Annotated in this window: 13 protein-coding genes; 6 read left to right on the forward strand and 7 right to left on the reverse strand. The window is 65.0% G+C overall.

The window, feature by feature from the left end; all coding sequences use genetic code 11:
* Positions 1–144 precede the first annotated feature (144 nt).
* Entirely contained in the window at positions 145–480 is a 336-nt protein-coding gene (locus G4923_RS17020) for an endonuclease domain-containing protein (RefSeq protein WP_106884885.1), read from the forward strand.
* A 177-nt stretch (positions 481–657) separates the two neighbouring features.
* Here G4923_RS17020 and G4923_RS17025 read toward each other — a convergent pair whose 3' ends face one another.
* Positions 658–2,070: a DUF2252 domain-containing protein gene (locus tag G4923_RS17025; protein WP_139743753.1), complete on the reverse strand. Its 1,413-nt coding sequence runs from the start codon at positions 2,068–2,070 to the stop codon at positions 658–660.
* Between the two features lie 98 nt (positions 2,071–2,168).
* Positions 2,169–2,741 carry a TetR/AcrR family transcriptional regulator gene (locus tag G4923_RS17030; RefSeq protein WP_163137761.1) on the reverse strand — a complete coding sequence of 191 codons (573 nt, stop codon included), beginning with the start codon at positions 2,739–2,741 and terminating at the stop codon, positions 2,169–2,171.
* Positions 2,742–2,910: 169 nt separating this feature from the next.
* Between G4923_RS17030 and G4923_RS17035 the strand changes: the two genes are divergently transcribed.
* Complete coding sequence (locus G4923_RS17035) at positions 2,911–3,948, forward strand: alkene reductase (protein ID WP_163137762.1); 1,038 nt, start codon at positions 2,911–2,913, stop codon at positions 3,946–3,948.
* Positions 3,949–4,223: 275 nt separating this feature from the next.
* Positions 4,224–5,135 (forward strand): GNAT family N-acetyltransferase, encoded by a 912-nt coding sequence (locus G4923_RS17040; protein ID WP_163137763.1) that lies wholly within the window; start codon positions 4,224–4,226, stop codon positions 5,133–5,135.
* A gap of 252 nt (positions 5,136–5,387) precedes the next feature.
* Here the strand turns inward: G4923_RS17040 and prfC are convergent, their stop codons facing one another.
* Together prfC and G4923_RS17050 are read right to left on the reverse strand one after the other, a co-directional pair.
* Positions 5,388–6,977 carry a peptide chain release factor 3 gene (gene prfC, locus G4923_RS17045; protein WP_106887777.1) on the reverse strand — a complete coding sequence of 530 codons (1,590 nt, stop codon included), beginning with the start codon at positions 6,975–6,977 and terminating at the stop codon, positions 5,388–5,390.
* Positions 6,978–7,227: 250 nt separating this feature from the next.
* Positions 7,228–9,102, reverse strand: a complete 1,875-nt coding sequence (locus G4923_RS17050) for a GGDEF domain-containing protein (RefSeq protein WP_205597196.1) — start codon at positions 9,100–9,102, stop codon at positions 7,228–7,230.
* 188 nt (positions 9,103–9,290) lie between these two features.
* Here G4923_RS17050 and G4923_RS17055 point away from each other — a divergent pair, with 188 nt between their 5' ends.
* A complete protein-coding gene (locus G4923_RS17055) occupies positions 9,291–10,295 on the forward strand; it encodes a sensor domain-containing diguanylate cyclase (RefSeq protein WP_163137764.1) in 1,005 nt (334 codons plus the stop codon).
* A 13-nt stretch (positions 10,296–10,308) separates the two neighbouring features.
* Here the strand turns inward: G4923_RS17055 and viaA are convergent, their stop codons facing one another.
* Entirely contained in the window at positions 10,309–11,763 is a 1,455-nt protein-coding gene (viaA, locus tag G4923_RS17060) for an ATPase RavA stimulator ViaA (RefSeq protein WP_163137765.1), read from the reverse strand.
* 88 nt (positions 11,764–11,851) lie between these two features.
* A complete protein-coding gene (locus tag G4923_RS17065; protein ID WP_163137766.1) occupies positions 11,852–13,459 on the reverse strand; it encodes an ATPase RavA domain-containing protein in 1,608 nt (535 codons plus the stop codon).
* A gap of 226 nt (positions 13,460–13,685) precedes the next feature.
* Here G4923_RS17065 and G4923_RS17070 point away from each other — a divergent pair, with 226 nt between their 5' ends.
* Together G4923_RS17070 and rimI are read left to right on the forward strand one after the other, a co-directional pair.
* Positions 13,686–14,159, forward strand: coding sequence for a DNA polymerase III subunit psi (locus G4923_RS17070; protein WP_240455365.1), 474 nt, complete (start codon positions 13,686–13,688; stop codon positions 14,157–14,159).
* A 98-nt stretch (positions 14,160–14,257) separates the two neighbouring features.
* Positions 14,258–14,707, forward strand: coding sequence for a ribosomal protein S18-alanine N-acetyltransferase (gene rimI / locus G4923_RS17075; protein ID WP_163137789.1), 450 nt, complete (start codon positions 14,258–14,260; stop codon positions 14,705–14,707).
* A 94-nt stretch (positions 14,708–14,801) separates the two neighbouring features.
* On the opposite strand, the gene G4923_RS17080 is transcribed toward rimI, so the two are convergent.
* The gene (locus G4923_RS17080) at positions 14,802–15,344 is read right to left on the reverse strand and encodes a thioredoxin domain-containing protein (RefSeq protein ID WP_163137767.1); all 543 of its coding nucleotides are present in this window, start codon (positions 15,342–15,344) and stop codon (positions 14,802–14,804) included.
* Positions 15,345–15,436: the final 92 nt, after the last annotated feature.

The following is a 15,436-nucleotide window of genomic DNA, read 5'->3' on the forward strand; positions in this document are numbered from 1 at the left end:
ACTTTAAGAACACAGCCTAGCCTCGTCTCGACCAGCTCCTCGATCAATTCCCTCTCCCTCCGGGAGAGGGCTAGGGTGAGGGACAACGGCGAAGAACAAACTCAGCGATATACCTAGTGAGTCAAACAGCTCTGGATCAATCCCATGAAAACCCACCTCTTTGCCAAGCGACTGAGAGCCGAGGCGACCCTGGCCGAACAGAGGCTCTGGTTTCAGCTGCGCAATCGCCGGTTTGAGGGGCTCAAATTCCGCCGCCAGTTCCCTATTGGGCCCTACACAGTGGACTTCATCTGCCTGGAACAGCGGCTGGTGATCGAGGTCGACGGCTCGCAACATAACCAGCCGGAAGGTCAACAACAGGATGAGGCCAGAACCGCCTATCTCAATGGCGAAGGGTTTCGGGTGATCAGGGTGTGGAATAACGAGGTGCTGGGCCAGATGGATGGGGTACTGGCGTTTATCAGACTGTCATTGCAGTGACTGGCCCCCTCATCCCCAATCCTTCTCCCATTCTTTTGCAATGGAGTGGGAGAAGGGAGTGGATACCTGGTCTGTGGAAAAATCTTGGCTCAACCTGCATGACCAACCCACAACGCCCAACAAATCCTCGATCGGTTCCCTCTCCCTCCGGGAGAGGGCCAGGGTGAGGGAAAGCGCTCAACGGGCCTCTGAGGCGACCGGCAGCTCCCCGCGGGCGATGGCGGCCAGCAGCAGGGCGTGATCTTCCCGGGTGCGCTGGCCATAGGCCACGGCGAAGTCGGCGATGGCCTCATCCATCACCTCCGACTTGCCGAGGTAGCCGGCGATCTGGGCCGCATCCCCGGACTTGGCATGGGCCAGCGCCAGTGCCCAGCCGCACAGCTGGCAATACTCGACGAAGTGGCGGGGCTTGACCATGCCAGGGGTGATGTCGATGCCCCCCTTCATGTCCCGCAGCTGGCGCACGTAGAAGTGACGGCCCCTGAGATCGCACCAGCCGAGGAAGATATCCGGCGATCCCTGGATCATCCGCTGGCCCCGCACCACCCGCCGCCCCTGGTTGCCACTGTCGTCTTCCGAGGTGAAATAGGGGGCCAGCACCGAGGGTTGCGCTTCTTTGACCTGCAAGAAGAGGGGATCGTCATCGTCGGCGCCGGTCAGCAGGATCACCCAGCAGCGGGTGCCCACGCTGCCCACCCCCACCACCTTGCGCGCCACGTCCACGACCCTGTAGCGGCGCAGCAGTATGCGCCTGTCCTCCGGCAGGGAGGCGAGATAGGCCTCCAGCAACTCGCCGAGCACCTCATAGACGGCCTCCCCGTCCTCGGTGTGGGTCTCGCGGATGACGAAGGGGTGGAGCTCGCGGATCCTGTGCTGATCGTCTACCAGATCCGTCATCTTGCCGAGCACCTGCAGGTGATTGCGGCTGCGGGCCTTGGCGAAGGTGGCCTTGACCCTTCTATGGGCATCGACGGAGAAGGCGTCGAGCACCGAGGCCTGTTCGATGTGATCGTACCAGACCCTCATAAAGCCCATCTTGCCGTATTCCCGCAGCTTGGTGCGGTAACCGGTCGCTATCATCCTGGCCGCCTCCCGCTGGCGGGCGGCGTCGGCCCCCAGGTACTCGGCCGCCACCAGGGCGCTGGCGGCCAGGCGCTTGAGATCCCACTCCCAGGGGCCGAGATGGGTCTCATCGAAGTCGTTGATGGCCAGCACCAGGTTGCGCTCGGCGCTCGCATAGAGGCCGATGTTGGCGACATGCATATCGCCACAGGCCTGGACCATGAGGCCGGAGTGGGGGGTGGCGACGAGATCCCCCGCCATGATGGCGGCCGCACCGCGCAGGAAGGCGAAGGGGGACTCCTGCATCCTGGCATGGCGCACCGGCACCAGCTGCTTCAAGCGAGTGGCGGCCTGGGCCTTGAGCACGGCGATGGGATCCCTGTCATAGGGTGCGGGCGGCAGCCAGGAGTGCGCTTCGCGAGGAAACTGTTCCCGCAGGGCCTTGCCGGCGGCGAACCGCTGCGCAATGGAGAGCCGTGGCGTGGTGAAGTGCGCCAATATAGCCCGAGACGTTGCCTTTCTGGTCATTCCCTTTCCTCCTGCCGATATCCTCACCATCAAGATGGAAGAGGGGGCAGGCAGGGGCAAGCAGCGGGGACAAATATAGGGCCTGGGCCTGACCGGATTCAGCGCCTGGGGGTCAGGGCCGCCATCAGCTGGTCGACGACCGCACCCAGCAGGGCGCGGTCTGGGTGGCACTGGGCGAAGGTCACCAGCCCCTGGATGTTGACCTGCAAGAAGGCGGTGAGGGTGGGGATGTCGCCCCCGGGGGCCAGCTCCCCCCGCTCGCTGGCCTGATGCAGCAGCTGCGCCAGGTCGCTTTCCAGCTCGCCATAGATGACCTTGAAGCGCAGGTGCAGCTCTTCGTCCTGCTCCGCCAGCTCCATCAGGGTGCGGGTCAGCAGGCAGGAGCCCTGCAGGGCATCGTCCACCAGCTGGGTGAAGAAGGCCTTCAGCCCGGCCAGCGGGCTCGGCTGATCAAAGCAGCGACGGCGCTGGGCGCCCTTCTCCTGCACATAGTGATCGACCGTCGCCAGCAGCAGCCCCCGCTTGTTGCCAAAGGCGGCATAGAGACTGCCCGGGTGCAGCCCGGTCGCCGCCACCAGATCCTGCATGGTGGTCTTGGCATAGCCTCTGGCACGAAACGCCTCCATGGCGCTTCGCAGGACAAGGTCCCGATCAAATTCGGCACTGCGCATGGGATCTCCGCTGGCAAGGACCCGGCGTACCGGGGAACAGGGCGGCAAGTTTACCCCAGCAGGCAGGCAAGACCAATCCATGTTGAATGCTTGTTCAAAAAAGACTTGCGTACAAACCAAAAAACGTCTTGAATGCCCATTCAAGAATCACCCCCTGAGGACGCTCTGCATGGATACCCTGTTTCAACCTTACCGCCTCAACGGCACCCTCACCCTCGCGAATCGCTTCATGATGGCCCCCCTCACCCGCTGCATGGCGGGCCCGGGACTGGTGCCGACCGAGCAGATGGCCGCCTACTATGGCCGCCGCGCCGACATAGGCCTCATCATCTCCGAGGCCACCATCATTCGCCCGGACGGCCAGGGCTATCCCAACACCCCGGGTATCTACAGCCCTGAGCAGATCGCAGGCTGGAAACAGGTCACCGAGGCCGTGCACGCCAAGGGGGGCAAGATCTTCGCCCAGCTGTGGCACGTGGGTCGCCTCTCCCACCCCTTCTTCCACCATGCCGAGGTGCTGGCACCGTCCGCAGTCGCCCATGAAGGCACTGTGCCGCGCATGCGCGAGCTGGTGTATCAGGTGCCCCGCGCCCTGACGGTGGCCGAGATTGGCCAGCTGGTCGAGGATTACGCCCAGGCCGCCGCCAACGCCATAGAGGCGGGCTTTGATGGTGTGGAGATCCACGGTGCCAACGGCTACCTCATCGACCAGTTCCTGCACCATTCGAGCAACCTGCGCACCGACCAGTACGGCCAGACCCCGGAGAACATGAGCCGCTTCGCCCTGGAGGTGGTGGACGCCATCAACGCCCGCATCGGCAGCGAGCGGGTGGGCCTGCGCCTCTCCCCCGGCGCCTATGTCCATCTGGCGGGCAGCCCGGCAGATCGCGCCGTGTTCGACCATCTGCTGGCCGAGCTGAACAAGCGCGCCCTGGCCTATCTGCACCTCGGCATCTTCGATGACAGCCTCACCTTCGACTACCTGGATGGCCGCGCCTCCGACTACCTGCGCGCCCACTACGACGGCCACCTGGTGGGGGTCGGCAACTACAGTGCCGAGACCGCCTCCGAGGCGATCAAGGCGGATCGCTTCGACCTCGTCGCCATCGGTCGCCCCCTCATCGCCAACCCGGATTACCTGAGCAAGCTCAAGGCCGCCGAGCCCCTGGTGCCCTACTCGGAGGCCATGCTGGCGGAATTGGTATAAACCGCGCCGCGCCCTGAGACAGCTCTGTGGCCGGCACCATGCTGTCGAAGCTGGTGCAAGCCGCCAGATCCGAGCCATACACAGGCCGGGCCGCCGTTGCCCGGCCAGCTTGTTCCTGACCAAGGATGGGATCCGCGCCCTGGCGCGGGTTTCCAATGTTTGGGCCCCTCTCCCGGGCCCTTTTTTGTGCCCGTCTTTTGCCTCGGAAAGTAGTTGCCATCAACAACCAGTTGGCTATATTGGTTGAAGGTAACAACCAGAAGGACACTCACAAGATGGATCCCCGCCCCCTGCGCGCCCTGTCACGGGAACTGGTACGCGAACTCGGCATGCTCTCCCAGCAGTGCGGCTCTTTGGCCCTCAGCCCCCTGGAGGCACACCTGCTCATCGAGCTGGAGAGCGGCCCCGCCACCAATCAGCAACTGGCCGAGCGGCTGCGCATCGACAAGTCCAATGCCAGCCGCCCCCTGGCCCGCCTCGCAGAGCGGGAGCTGATCGCCTGGCAGCCGCACCCCTCGGACGGGCGCAGCAAGCAGGCGACCCTCACCGATCAGGGATGCACGCAACTCCACGATCTGCACCGGCAGATGGATGAGGCCATGGCCGAGACCCTGGCCCAGCTCGCCCCCGAGGAGCGCGAGCGGCTCTGGGAGGGCATGCGGCTCTATCGCAGCGCCCTCTCCCGCGCCCGCCGCCAGCAGGGCTATCGCATCAGGCCCATAGCGCCTGAGGACAATGCCGCCATCGCCGCCGTGATCCGGGCCGTCTCCGCCGAGTACGGCCTCACCGCCGACAAGGGCTACGGGGTGGCGGATCCCAATCTCGACTTCCTCCATGAGACCTATCAGGGCGAGCAGAGCCGGTATTGGGTCATAGAGGGGCCGGACGGCGCCATTCTCGGCGGCGGCGGCATAGCCCCCCTGGCGGGGGAAGCCGGGACCTGCGAGCTGCAGAAGATGTACTTCCTGCCCGCCCTGCGCGGCCTGGGGCTGGGGCGGCGGCTGGTGCTGCAGGCCCTGGCGGAGGCACGCACCCTCGGATACCTGCGCTGCTATCTGGAGACCACCGCCGATCTGCGAGAAGCCACCAGCCTCTACGAGTCGCTCGGCTTCGAGCACCTGCCGGGCCCGCTGGGTTGCACCGGCCACGACGCCTGCGAGATCTGCATGGTGCTGGATCTGGAGTAGAGCGCCCCCTCATCCCCAGCCCTTCTCCCGCGAGGGGAGAAGGGTGAAAAACAGGATTCCGCTCTCTTTCGGGTAGGCATCAGATGGTTCCCTCTCCCTCCGGGAGAGGGCCAGGGTGAGGGCCGTTTGCTACCGGCAATAGGCTGGACCATAGCCCCCGGCGCATGTCCTTATCAGGCTAAACGACACAAAAAAGAGACCCCGCCGAAGCGGGGTCTCTTTTTTGTCAGCCAGCAGGCAAAGACGCAGTTATCAATGCTCGCGGGTCTGGCGGAACTGAACGTCCGGGTGACGCTCCTGAGCCAGGCGCAGGTTGACCATGGTCGGGGCTATGTAGGTGAGGTTGTCACCGCCATCCAGGGCCAGGTTGACCTCGTTCTTGCGCTTGAACTCCTCGAACTTCTTGACGTCTGTCCCTTCCACCCAGCGGGCGGTGGAGACGTTGACCGCCTCGTAGATGGCCTCGACGTTGTACTCGCTCTTGAGGCGCGAGACCACAACATCGAACTGCAGCACACCGACGGCACCGACGATGAGATCGTTGCTGATAAGCGGACGGAACACCTGCACGGCGCCCTCTTCGGAGAGCTGCACCAGCCCCTTGAGCAGCTGCTTCTGCTTGAGGGGGTCGCGCAGGCGGATGCGGCGGAACAGTTCGGGGGCAAAGTTCGGGATGCCGGTGAACTTGAGATCTTCACCCTGGGTGAAGGTGTCGCCGATCTGGATGGTGCCGTGGTTGTGCAACCCTATGATGTCACCGGCGCAGGCTTCGACGGCCTGCTCGCGGTCACCGGCCATGAAGGTGACGGCGTCGGAGATGTTCACGTCCTTGCCGATGCGCACGTGGCGCATCTTCATGCCCTTGCTGTAAGTCCCTGACACTATACGCATAAAGGCGATACGGTCGCGGTGCTTGGGATCCATGTTCGCCTGGATCTTGAACACGAAGCCGGAGAACTTCTCCTCGGTCGCCACCACTTCGCGGCTCTCTGCCTTGCGCGGCATGGGGGACGGCGCCCAGTCGGTCAGGCCGTCCAGCATGTGGTCGACGCCAAAGTTGCCAAGGGCGGTACCGAAGAACACAGGGGTCATCTCGCCGGCGATGAAGGCCTCGTGATCGAACTCGGGAGAGGCGCCCTGCACCAGCTCCAGTTCGCCGCGCAGCTGGGCAGCCAGATCTTCACCTATGGCGGCGTCCAGTTCCGGGTTGTTCAGACCCTTGACCACCCGCTTCTCCTGGATGGTGTGGCCCTGACCAGTCTGATACAGATAGGTCTCATCCTTGTAGAGGTGATAGACCCCCTTGAAGGACTTGCCGCAGCCGATGGGCCAGGTGATGGGGGCGCACATGATCTTCAGCTCGCGCTCCACCTCGTCCATCACTTCCATGGGATCGCGCACTTCGCGGTCCAGCTTGTTCATGAAGGTGAGGATGGGGGTGTCCCGCAGCCGGGTGACTTCCATCAGCTTGCGGGTCCGATCTTCGACACCCTTGGCGGCATCGATGACCATCAGGCAGCAGTCGACCGCGGTCAGGGTACGGTAGGTATCTTCGGAGAAGTCCTCGTGACCCGGGGTGTCGAGCAGGTTGACCAGACAGTCCGCATAGGGGAACTGCATCACAGACGTGGTGATGGAGATACCACGCTGCTTCTCCATCTCCATCCAGTCGGATTTGGCGTGCTGGCCCGAGCCACGGCCCTTGACGGTACCGGCGCGCTGTATGGCCTGTCCGAACAGCAGGACTTTTTCGGTGATGGTGGTTTTACCCGCATCCGGGTGCGAGATGATCGCGAAAGTGCGTCTCTTGGAGACTTCACTCAGAAATTCAGCTGACATAATTCGACGTTCTTCTATTGAGCGGCGGCCTTGGCCCCCGTGGGAATAAATGCGGGACAGCACCTTGGGATCAGGGCTCCCATGCACACAACGACGCCACGCAGCCGGGTCATGGAACCCGCAGGTGGAAAAAGGAGGAGCGCTGCGTTACATGGGCCTTCTCGCCTGAGTCAAAGCAAAATTGCGCGACATTATACCCGCGCGAGTGAAAAATACCCAGCCCGGCATGAGGGGGCAGAAGGCCGGTTCGGGATCAGGCCGCCTTCACCACCCGGTTGCGCCCCGCCAGCTTGGCTGCGTACATGGCCTCGTCGGCCCGGCGTATCAGCTCCCCGAGATTGTCATCCTCTGCCCTGTACTCGGCACAGCCGATGCTGACGTGGATGGGGTGATCCTCAGGCACTCCCTCGATGACGAGGCGGGAGACCGCAATCCTGACCCGCTCCGCCACCTCGGCCGCCTCCTCAAGCTCGGTATCGGGCAGCAGCACCAGAAACTCCTCCCCTCCGTTGCGCCCTACCCTGTCCAGGCTGCGCACCTGCTCCTCGATGCAATGGGCCACCGCGGTCAGCACCTGATCCCCCACCTGGTGGCCGAGCCGGTCGTTCACCTTCTTGAAGTGATCTATGTCCAGCAGCAGCACGCACAGGGGTTTGCCGCTCTCGCGCGCCTGGCTGAACCATTTGCGCCCCTTGGCCTGGATCTGACGCCGGTTGTGAATGCCCGTCAGCTCGTCCGTCATGGCGAGGTGCTGCATCTTGCGGGTGCGGCTGCGCTGATGGAGCACCAGTACCCCCATGACCAGCAACGACAGGACCACCACCAGATATTGCCAGTAGCGCCGCTCCTGCAACTGCTTGAGCTTTTCTGCCTGCAACTGCTGGCTGGATCTGAGGGTCTGGTTCTCCAGCTCCTTGCGCGCCAGATCGAACTCGAAGCGCATCTGCAGGGCCCGCTGCTCCCGCAGCCGCTGATCCAGTGCATGACGGGTCTGCACGAAGGCCTTGAGGCTGGCCAGGGCCTCCGCGATCCGCCCCTGATGTTCCAGCACCCGGGCGCGCACCTCGTGCACCCAGGCGAGGAAGCGCAGGTTCTGCTCCCGGGCAAAAATCGGCTCGGCCTCGTCCAGGTGCCGCAGCGCCTCGGCCGGTTTGCCCATGGCATCCAGCACGGTGGCCATGACGATGTGCCAGTGACCCAGGGTCACGCTGTCCGCCCCCTCCCCCTGATGCAGCAAGGTGGCGGCCTGTTCCAGCTTGGCCATGGCCTGCGCTGTCTTGCCCTGCCTGAGCAATATGGTGGCCAGCTCTATCCTGCTCCAGGCCAGCACACCGTCCTGCCGCTGCGCCTCATAGTAGCGCTCGGCCTCCACCATCAGGGGCAGCGCCTTGTCGTACTCTGCCGTGTCCACATAGAGCAGCCCCTGCTGGGTGTGGATATCCACCAGCCGCTCCTGATCCCCCAGCGTCCGGTAGTCGTGCTCCAGCTCCTGGAAATAGCCCTCGGCCCGCTCGAAGAGTCCCATCCGGCGATAGGCATTGGCGATCCTGGCCAGCACCTCGCGCCCCTTGCTCTCCAGCCCCAGGGTCTCGTAACGGCGATGGGCATCGATCAGCTCCATCAGCCCCTCGGCCAGCTCCCCCTGGTAGGAGTACATCTCCCCCCGCAAGTTGAGGATGTCGGCCCGCTGCCGCTCATCCCCCAGCCTGCGCGCCAGGGTCAGGGCGGCGTCGTAGTCCTGCCGCGCCTCGTCCATGTTGCCGAGCAGTTGCTGATGATAACCGCGACAGGCGAGCAGACCGCTCTCGGTGACCCTGTCCTTGCGGCCCCTCACCTCAGCCAACGCCTTGTCGGCAAACTGCACGGCGCGCAGGAACTCCTCGTCCCGCTCGCTCGGCTGGGCCCAGCACTGCAGGCGGGCGATGCGCCCCTGCACCTCGGGCGGGTAGTCATCGAGGTGGGCAACCAGGGCGGCGACACGGTCGCGAAACACCTGCAGGGGTGGGGCATCATCCTCCAGCTGCTGCAGCTCCAGGGAGAGCGCGGGCTCGGTCAGCCGGGGAGACACAGCGAAGGCGGGTGTCACTCCCAGCCATAACAGCAGGCTAATGCCCGTCAGGATCTTCATGCAGATTCAGTCTCCCCGTTCGATGGCCCGGACGCCGTGCCCACCGCCCCAATCATATCCCTCCTTGTCATGGGCGCACAGCCAAGGCATGCATTGCCGTGTCAGCGCTCACTCCCGCTATCTCATTCTTTACAGAAGGAAAGTCTGCATCGACTATAAGCGAACTGACACAAGGGAAGGGATGATGAATGACCTACGAGGAGCTGCGGGAGGCTTACGACAGGTTGTTGCTGGAGAACGAGCGCCTCAAACGCATCGCGGATGACGCACGGGAGAAGCTGGATGCCGCCATGGACGGCACAGGCCTGTGCATCTGGCAGAACCATGTTCCCACCGGCAAGCTCATCATCTTCAACCGACGCTGGGGATCCATGCTCGGCTATCAGCCCAAGGAGCTGTCCGCCCACTTCGACATCTGGCGCGAGCATCTGCACCCGGAAGACAGGGAGCGGGTGCTGCAGGCCTTCTTCGACCACCTGGAGGGCAAGAGCCCCTTCTATCAGGTGATGCACAGGATGATCGGCAAGGATGGCAAGACCACCTGGGTGCTGGACCGCGGCCGGGTGGTGGAGCGCGATGAAGAGGGCAACGCCGTGCGGGTGATGGGCACCCACATCGACATCACCCACGAGAAGGAGTACGAGCAGCAGCTGGCCCAGCTGGCCCACCGGGATCCCCTCACCGGCCTGCTCAATCGCACCGCCATGCACCGCCAGTTCCCGGGGGAGCACAGGGCCATCTGCTTCATCGATCTCGATGACTTCAAGCAGGTGAACGACAACCTGGGCCACCGCGCCGGGGACGAGCTGCTGGTGGCCCTCAGCCAGCGGCTGCGTCACTGCTGCGGCGAGGAGGTCAGGCTGGGTCGGCTCGGGGGGGATGAGTTCGTGCTGCTGCTGCCCTGGCCCAGCGAGGATCCCAGGACCAGCCACCTGGCCCGCCAGTGTGTCGACACCATAGCCACCCCGTTCGAGCTGTCCAATGGGGAGGCGGCCGTGGGCATGAGCATGGGGATAGCGGCCATCCGGCCCCAGGATGATTTCAGCACGGCGCTGGCCCGGGCCGATCAGGCCATGTACAGGGTCAAGCGCAGCGGCAAACGGGGATTCTATATCGCCAGGCCGAGCGGCCAGCCGCTGCTGGATCAGGATCAGGTCAGCGAGCGGGGCCTCTACCACAGGCAAGGCGGCTGACGCCGACCTGCCCCTAGCTGCGTTGCCAGCGCCTGAGCAACCGGCCCCGCAGGCCGCAGTCCAGCAACCAGCTGTTGTCGAACACCCGCAGGATGGCCGACTTGGCATGCCTGGACATGGCGACGGCGTGGAAGCGGGTCTGCTGCGCTCGCCGCCGGTTCATCCGATCGAGCAGGGCATGGGGCAGACTCTGGGCGATGAAGTCAGAGATCACCAGCACGTCGGCCTTGGCAAAGTCCGGTTGCTCCAGCTGCACCAGCGCCTGATCCAGGCAGGGCACCAGATCGGTGCCGCCGTGGAAACTCATGGAGAGGAAGCGCTCCGCCTTGTCCAGACCCGTGTCTGCGGTGATCTCCAGGGTCGCCACCTCGGTGGAAAATAACATTAGATAGCAGCCCCGCTTCTCGTCCATCGCCAGCTTGAGCAGGGCCAGGAAGAGCGCCTTGGCGCACTCCTCCGGATAGCCCCCCATGGAACCCGAGGTATCGACGCAGACGATGAAGGGGCCCCGCGGTTGCACCTCCTGCCCGCCCTGCTCCGGGGAGCGCTGCATCAGGCGCTGGCGCGGCAATGTGCCGCGAGACTGATAGCTCAGCAGGCGCCGCTCCAGATAGCGGCGATAGAACTCCAGCTCCAGCTCCGGCAGGGCCAGCATCACGGCCTCGCTCGGCAACAGCCGCATCAGATCGCTGGCCGGGTGCACCCCCACCAGATCGTCAGGCACGTCGTCGGTCTGCACCTCTTCCAGCTCGTGCATCGGCACAGGGGGCAGCGTCCGGGTGTCGGTCCGCCGATCCCGCTCGCTGCGTCCCAGCAGGGCCGCTATCTCCCCCAGCAGGGGCTCGCGCTGCAGCATGCGGGCATATTGCTGCACCAGCACCAGGCTGCGCTTGTGCCAGCTGCCCTGGGCCAGATCCCAGAGTCCACCCGCCGAGATCTGGTGCGGATCCAGGGCATCGGCCAGGGTCCGGTTCGCCAGCAACTGATCCTCTATCTCCTGGCGCTGCTTCTCCCGCTCCGCCTCGGCGATCTGCTGCTGCAACTGCAGCAGGCTGCCCACCAGGCTGGCCCGCCACTTCTCCACGAACAGCTGACGCAGCCCCTCGGTCGGCTGCACCATGATCTGGCGCACCAGGCTGCGGGCATCCCCGGCGAAGGGGCTGTGCTGCTCCAGCGCCTCCAGCAGGGCCGGCAGCCGCCCCACCAGCTCGGGCAAAGGCAGCAATCTGTGGGACTGATAGAGCAGGTACTCTCGTTCGAGGGCCACCGGCACCGGCTTGTGGCGCATCTCCTCGCCGAGCTGCTCGCTCCAGTGCTGGATGCGTTTTTTCAGCAGCTTGCCCTGCAGCGGGGAGCGTTTGAGGAACTCGGAGATCTTGGGGGTGGACGCCAGCAGCAGCGCCATCTCCCCCGCCAGCTCCCCCTCACCAATGAGGAGCCCCAGATCCATCATGCCGATCTCTAGCATGGGCACTTCCTATGCAAGGGACGCACAAAGCCATGCTGCCGGTACGGCAGGCGGCCAAACACTTGGTCCCATGTCAGTCCAGAGAGCATCAGGCATCCAGCCTGGGCAGGCGATCCCGCCACTGCTGCAGCTCCTCGCCCAGCCGCTCCAAGTCCCGGTTCAGCACGAAGAAGCTGTCCTCCACCTGGCGCAGCCAGTGCTCCCCGACAAAGAGATGGGGCTGGTGACGATCGAACAGGCTGCGCTGGCCCTTGAGGCTCTGCTGCACCCGGACAACCTGGCTCGCCAGCTCACCTAGCTCGGCCTGCCAGGGGGCCGTCACCACCTCGGGGATGGGGGTTCGCTCCACCAGCACCAGGGGCACGGGCTGGCGCTGGACATCCAGCACGTGCAGCCGCAGCTGCTCGTCCAGCACCAGCTCGTAGTGCCCCTCCTTGGGGTTGCCAAGGGGCCAGCCCACCAGTGCCTCACCGTTGGGGTGCCAGTGGGAGAGCAGGGTGCGATCGAAGGTGAGGGTCTCGGTCAGCCGTTCGGGATCCCCGCCATCCAGGGGCGCCGGGGTGAGCAGCTGGAAGTGCACCTGCTTGCCGAAGGGTTTGGCGTTGGCGAGCGGCAACTCGGTGCCGCGGGCGCGGCGGCCGAACCACTGCTTGCGCTTGACCGCCTTGCAGGCGAGGCGCTGGGCGACGACCCCCCTCAACTGCTTGAAGCGCTCGCGCAGGGCCAGCAGCTCGCGGGTCAGCACCAGCTGCTGGTAGCCGTAGAGGCGGGAGAACTCGCCGATCATCTCCAGCAAGGCGGTGCGGGAGGCCTCGTCGTGCCAGAGGCAATCCTTGAACAGCAACAGATCCAGCGGGGCCACTTCGTCGCGGCCGTTGAAGAAGGCGCTCGCCTTGATGAGCCTGACCGCCTTCTTCCAGCGCCGATCCGACACATAGCAGCCGTGACCCAGCTGGCTGTCGAGCTGCTGGCGCAGCTGGTAGATAAGCTCGAAGCAGGCGTCGGGCAGGCGCACCTGCTCGATCTCCTCCTGCCAGGCGTCGTACTCCTCCCCCCGGATCTGCACCGAGGGGGGCAGGTTCTGGTGGGATTGGCCATCGCTCGCCAGCATGGCCTGGAAGTTGGACTTCTCCTGCACCCTGTCCATCCAGATCCGCACCAGCATGCGATCGTAGAGCGCCTCCAGCCCGCTGTCCGGGGCGGGCAACTCGTTGGAGGCGGTCACCAGCAGCCGCATGGGAATGGGGTGCTGGCTGTCGCCGTTGCGGAACTGCCGCTCGTTGATGGCGGTGAGCAGGGTGTTGAGGATGGCCGGGCCCGCCTTCCAGATCTCGTCGAGGAAGACCACCTCGGCCTCCGGCAGGTAGCCGTGAGTCAGCCTCAGGTACTTGCCATCCTCCTTTAGCGCCTGGATGGAGAGGGGGCCGAACACCTCCTCCGGCGTGCTGAAGCGGGTCATCAGATATTCGAAGTGGCGGGCATCGTGAAAGGCGAGCTTGAGGCGCCGCGCGATCAGGCTCTTGGCGATGCCGGGTGGGCCCAGCAGGAAGACGCTCTCGCCACTCAAGGCCGCCAGCAGGCCGAGCCGCAGGGCGTCCTGGCGCTCATAGAGCCCCTCCCCGAGGGCGGCCAGCAGCCGTGGCAGGCGCTCATGGATGGGGGTGGCACGAACAGTATTCTGGGCTAAAGGCGGCATAGGCACAGTTCCGAAGCTGGTATTGTCATCAGTGTCTGCGGGGTCCGGCCTCAGGCCCCGCCTCACTGTCATAGTCTGTTGAATCTGTTCATCCCGCGGTCGGGGTCGGGATCCTGCACGGCCCTGGCGGGACAATCCCGGCACGCAAGGGGGTGCAGCAAAACCTGCGAGAGTGTACTCTGCGCATCAGAATTTACCCCAACGCAGATCAAGAGTGAGCCTTCGCATGCAAGATCCCCTGCTGGACCCACTGCGTCAGCGCATCCTGGCCAGGATGGGCATCCCCCTCTGGCAACTGAGAGCCCGGGGCCTGCCAGGCAAACCGGCAGAAGCTGCTGCAACCCAGCCGCCGGTAAACATGGCGGCAGAGGATGCGGCAACCCAGCACCCGCCAGTGACCCTGGCGGCAGAGGATGCGGCGACCCCACGCCAGCCGGTGGCGGTGCCGACCGGCAAGCTGTGGCTGCAGGCCGAGGCGCTGCCCGCGCCCTCCCTGCTCGGGGATATCTGCCAGTGCCTCGGCATAGGCACGGACGAGGTCTCCTTGCTCGGCGAGCTGCCCGAGGGGATGACGCCCCCCCTGCTCTGGCTGACGGCCCCGGATCCGCGCTGGCCCCATGCCCTCGTCTGCCCGCTCAAGCCCAGCGCGGCGCACAAGCGCGCCCTGTGGCAGCAGTGCCGGCAGCACCAGCCCGGTTGAAGCGTCCGCCCGCCAAATCCCTTGAAGCCACGACCATGGCATGACCATGCCGTCCGTCGCAAGTCCGAATCCCGTCCGGAGTAACCATGTCTGACCTCTTGCCCAGCTTTCGTCCCCTGCTCGAATCCGATTTCGATGCCATCTATCCCATAGAGCAGGCCGCCCACCAGGAGCCCTGGAGCCAGGCCAACCTGCTCTCCTGCTTCGGGCCACGCTATCTCAATTGCCTGATGCTGGTGGAGGGCCGCCCCGCCGGCTTCTATATCTCGGATCTGGTGGCGGGAGACAGCTCCCTGATGAACATCTGCGTGCACCCCGAGTTTCAGGGCAAGGGGCTGGGCCGGGCGCTACTGAAAGAATATCTGGTCCGCAGCAAGGGGAAGGGGGCCGAGGCCTGGTTCCTGGAGGTGCGGGCGGGCAACCGCACCGCCATCAGCCTCTACGAGAGCGAGGGGTTTGCCGAGTATTGCCGCCGCGCCGACTACTACGGCACCGGCCAGGATCGGGAAGACGCCGTGCTGATGTCCCGCCTGTTCGACTTCGGCTGATCCCCCCGGCTTGGGCCGGGAGGCCGCCCGCAATGGACAAGGGGACTATACCGTCCCCTTGTCGCTCTCCTCATCCCGACACCCCGGTCACCCCTCAGGGCAGGGGGGCATTGTCGATGGCGGGGTCCTCCAGGCTGAGGGTGACCCTCAGCACCGCCTCGAAGGCCGCCCCCGAGAGCGGCATGAAGAAGCCGCGCCCGTAGGTGACGCCGGGCATCCAGATCTGCTGGATATCCACCACCACCTTGATGGGCCTAAGCGGCTCCCCCGGTCGCTGCACATAGATGCCGGGCGCTGTCGCCACCTGCGGGAAACGCCGCAGTATGTGCTCGCTGCCATCCCCCGCATCCGGGTTGAGCCGCACCTTGGCCAGCCCCGCCAGGGCGGACTGCATCTCGGGGGCGCGCCACAGCTCGTTATCGAGCGCCTTGCAGCGTCGGCATTTGGCGCGCTCTATCACGTAGAGCAATGGGTATCCCTCCCTCAGCGCCAGCCGCTGCGCCTGCTCATAGCCCTCGGCCCCGCTCAGCCAGGGATTGTCCTGCCCCTCGGATCCCCCAAGGACAAACCAGAGTGCACCGGCTCCCGCCAGCAGCAGCAACATGCCCGTCAGCAGACTCTTGACTCCGATCCCCATGGCGCACCTCCCTGAATGAATCCGACCCTCGTCCTTATCATGCCTGACTCTCCCCGAGTTGACGACTTTGTGATCCAGGACAAATGGCGCAC

This window comes from Aeromonas rivipollensis (assembly GCF_010974825.1).
Taxonomy (GTDB): domain Bacteria; phylum Pseudomonadota; class Gammaproteobacteria; order Enterobacterales; family Aeromonadaceae; genus Aeromonas; species Aeromonas rivipollensis.

Excerpts from the sequence above, each read along its gene's own strand:
- G4923_RS17020 (WP_106884885.1), top strand. The coding sequence starts at position 145 with ATGAAAACCCACCTCTTTGCCAAGCGACTGAGAGCCGAGGCGACCCTG.
- G4923_RS17025 (WP_139743753.1), bottom strand. The coding sequence starts at position 2,070 with ATGACCAGAAAGGCAACGTCTCGGGCTATATTGGCGCACTTCACCACG.
- G4923_RS17030 (WP_163137761.1), bottom strand. The coding sequence starts at position 2,741 with ATGCGCAGTGCCGAATTTGATCGGGACCTTGTCCTGCGAAGCGCCATG.
- G4923_RS17035 (WP_163137762.1), top strand. The coding sequence starts at position 2,911 with ATGGATACCCTGTTTCAACCTTACCGCCTCAACGGCACCCTCACCCTC.
- G4923_RS17040 (WP_163137763.1), top strand. The coding sequence starts at position 4,224 with ATGGATCCCCGCCCCCTGCGCGCCCTGTCACGGGAACTGGTACGCGAA.
- G4923_RS17050 (WP_205597196.1), bottom strand. The coding sequence starts at position 9,102 with ATGAAGATCCTGACGGGCATTAGCCTGCTGTTATGGCTGGGAGTGACA.
- G4923_RS17055 (WP_163137764.1), top strand. The coding sequence starts at position 9,291 with ATGACCTACGAGGAGCTGCGGGAGGCTTACGACAGGTTGTTGCTGGAG.
- viaA (WP_163137765.1), bottom strand. The coding sequence starts at position 11,763 with ATGCTAGAGATCGGCATGATGGATCTGGGGCTCCTCATTGGTGAGGGG.
- G4923_RS17065 (WP_163137766.1), bottom strand. The coding sequence starts at position 13,459 with ATGCCGCCTTTAGCCCAGAATACTGTTCGTGCCACCCCCATCCATGAG.
- G4923_RS17070 (WP_240455365.1), top strand. The coding sequence starts at position 13,686 with ATGCAAGATCCCCTGCTGGACCCACTGCGTCAGCGCATCCTGGCCAGG.
- G4923_RS17080 (WP_163137767.1), bottom strand. The coding sequence starts at position 15,344 with ATGGGGATCGGAGTCAAGAGTCTGCTGACGGGCATGTTGCTGCTGCTG.